General features: G+C 50.2%; 1 pseudogene. It reads right to left on the bottom strand.

The annotated features are described in order from the left end of the window. Positions 1–566, bottom strand: a pseudogene (locus tag A3750_RS25870) (hypothetical protein); the annotation flags it as partial.

Here is a 566-nt window from a genome sequence, read left to right as displayed (position 1 = left end):
GAGTTTATTCTGCCAGCCATGCTGCGCCCATTGCCACATGTTATGCCGTCTTCAATGTTGGTGTAGCTAGGGTATTTGATCCCAGCGTTACGCTCTGCATCGTGGTCTGTGTAAACGCTCGCCATATTGTAGGTGCGAGGTGTGCCTTTGTTCGAATCATTGCAGCGGAAGATAGGGCTGCCGTATTGAATTCCTAAGAAGTAATTGTAGTCGTTCAAATCACTTTCGAGATGGCGTTTGCCCGAACCGGCACAGCTCATTTGAGATGCTAGGTTAATGTAGCCATCGTCTTCGCCTTCAATAAGTGCTGAGCTTGCTCCTTCGAAACCAGGAAAGCCTTTATAGCCACCCATAACGTAAACAGGAGCCGCTAGGTTTGAGCCGATGTAGTTTTTTACTGCGTATGAGTCAAACGTTTGCAGCCAAGCGACGCTTTGGTTGCAGTCTTGACCTAGGAATGCCGCGTTGATCAAGCTGTCTAGCCAGTTACCATTGCAAACGCGGTCGGCACCCTCGGTGCCTGTGATTGCGCCGCCCAGCGTAAAGCTGCCTGCAATACCAGAGAT

Source organism: Oleiphilus sp. HI0079 (genome assembly GCF_001635105.1).
Note: the sequence above shows the minus strand (reverse complement) of the source record. Positions and strands in the feature narration are given on the sequence as shown.